The sequence below is a fragment of the Vibrio sp. L85 genome (assembly GCF_963871815.1).
Classification (GTDB): Bacteria; Pseudomonadota; Gammaproteobacteria; order Enterobacterales; family Vibrionaceae; genus Vibrio; species Vibrio harveyi.
The window spans coordinates 1-2496 of sequence record NZ_CAWMYL010000031.1 but is presented as its reverse complement, the minus strand read 5'-3'; the positions used below and the strand labels follow the sequence as shown (position 1 = coordinate 2496).

Below are 2496 nucleotides of genomic sequence, written 5' to 3'. Positions count from 1 at the left end.
AACAGATCAATCACTTAAAGTCATGTCCGAAATTTGGGGGCCACTTCTTAACTGGTTAAAACCATCACCTTTGACAAATAAATGTATGGCAGCGCTCCTCGGAAGCGTGAACAAAAAGAAAGCCCCATACTTGCTGAATCTCTCGTAAAGAAATTGTTATATTCCTAGTTTCCACCTATAATCAATGCGCACCAACAATACGCATAGGATGACTTATGAGAAATACATATCGCACAAATGCACCTAAAAAAGCTACAAACCTAAGTCTAAACAGCGAGTTACTCGCCGAAGCTAAGCGCTTAAACATCAACTTATCAGCAACAATGGAAAAAGCTTTGGAAAAAGAAGTCAAACAACAGCTAAAAGTCGAATGGCTAGAGCAAAATACTGAAGCCATTGAAGCTTGCAATGATTTAACTACAAAGCATGGACTATTTTCCGATTCATACCGAGTATTCTAATGTCACAATTTACGCTTTATAAAAACAACGACAAAAGCACCGCTAGCACTTACCCATATTTCGTTGATGTTCAAAGCGAGTTGCTAGATTCATTGAGTACTCGCTTGGTTATTCCCTTAACTCCTATCGAGCTTCTAAAGAAAAAAGCCCCTAGCCATCTGTGTCCTACAATCCATATTGACGAAGGTGACTTTGCGATTCTTACTCAACAAATGGCTAGCGTTCCAACTAAACTCCTTACGACCCCAGTCAACGAGTTAAGTACGTTCAGAAACGAAATTATCGCCGCTATCGACTTTTTGATTACTGGCATATAACACCTTGTCAAATAGTGAGCAACACCACCACTAAACCTAGCCATACCACCTTAAACACCAAACTCAACGAGGGACTAAAAACGCCACGTGTTGTGAATCACTCTTGAACAATTTGTTAAGCGACGTTTCTACGTTTAACTTCTTTCTCATACGAAGATTCGTTGTATAGCCAGAGAGCCCAAAATGCGAAAAACATCCCGATCGTGTAAATGGAATAATTTAGAGCATTATCCGATAAGAAAATCATAATGCTTGCCGCATCTGAAGATGGATAAAGGAAAATTACATTGAAAATTATGTACAAAATAGATGTGAGGAAAGTTGTTCTAAAAAGCCAATTTAAACATCCTTTCTCTCGAGATTTTTTCCAATTATCAAATGCTTTACCATTCATTAACCCACTCCTTTTCTGTTAACTGAGGCTAGATTCACGCCAAGTTTCTATCACGACTCTATCGTTTATCTAATGTCGCCTAACGCCCTGTTAAGGTGTGAGCAACGCAATACCAAAGCCGCCGCATACCACCTTAAACACGAAACACAACGCATAGTGAAAATGCCACGCGTTGCGAATCACTCTTAAATGCTTTGTTATGACTACAATTTCACTAAAGCTTGATGTGCAACAGTGACAATAACCTCAAGTTAATATAGCATCCCATAACTTTCACTAACTAGCACTTCTTCTATGCTGTCAACTGAACCTGAAAAAGACGAAATTACATTTAAAACCAAAACTCTACATTACCGCAGAGCCCAGATATTTAACTATGACGGTGCGTATAATCTAGAAGAATTATTGACCAGAGCTTTGGCTAAAACACCTAAAGTAGGACAACGTTACCTTGAAATCTTCTCTGACGATACGGATAGTGAAGATGATGGTGAAGATGTTGTTAAGTCCAAATTGTTCATAAACCACCATACAAAATTATGGGGTATACAGTTCTGTGATTTACTGAAATACACTGACAATACCAACATGAACGTGGTAACTGTAGATACAAGTGCCGAATATCTTGATGTCGAACAGGTTGCACCAACTGATACTGATGACGGAAAAAAACGTGAGTTTTTAGATAGCATTATGTACTTAGGTGTATTTAAGAATCACTTAGCAGTGATTCAATCCGCAACATTGAGGACTAGAGACTTAGAAAACTACTTGAACTGGTACCTACAAAAAGCGGGGGTGTTAGATGAAGGAAGAGTTTTGCTTTCAACAGAAGTACCGACAGAACTTCAAGAAAAAATTGCAGCTAATGACACAAAGTCTATTAAGATCGGAACACCACTTGTAGACACTGTTAATAATGAACCGCTAGCAAGTGTAAAAGAACTTGAGACATTTGATACCAAAAGTGTCTCTTTTACACCTAAAGGTCGTGGTTTGGACATGCTCTTAGGAGCATTTGGAAGTAATGAACTTCTTGAAAAGTTTGGCATTGATACCAACCTACTAGTTCAAGATGCTGTTGATGGTAGCGATATACAAGTATCGTTGGAACTAACCTATAAACGTAAAGCTTCAGCAAACTCGAAAAAGATTCTAAACAGTGTGACGACAGCAATGAGACATGCTCACCCTGATGATGTTGTCGTAGAAATCGATCAAGTGGGTAAATTAACAGGAAAAGAACTTAACATAAGAAAGAATCTCAGTGTCAGATACTGTACGCCCCCGATAGTAATGTCCGGTTTGACCCATTTAGAAATGT

General features: G+C 38.5%; 3 protein-coding genes. All 3 read left to right on the top strand.

Going from position 1 to position 2496, the window contains the following annotated elements; all coding sequences use genetic code 11:
* The first annotated feature begins 215 nt into the window (after positions 1-215).
* A complete protein-coding gene (locus AACR11_RS06635) occupies positions 216-461 on the top strand; it encodes a type II toxin-antitoxin system CcdA family antitoxin (RefSeq protein WP_017188783.1) in 246 nt (81 codons plus the stop codon).
* Positions 461-778, top strand: a complete 318-nt coding sequence (locus tag AACR11_RS06630) for a CcdB family protein (RefSeq protein ID WP_017819275.1) — start codon at positions 461-463, stop codon at positions 776-778. Before AACR11_RS06635 ends, AACR11_RS06630 begins: the two co-directional genes overlap by 1 nt.
* A 688-nt stretch (positions 779-1466) precedes the next feature.
* Positions 1467-2496: hypothetical protein (locus AACR11_RS06625; protein ID WP_114145631.1), on the top strand; the 1030-nt coding region annotated here is incomplete at its 3' end.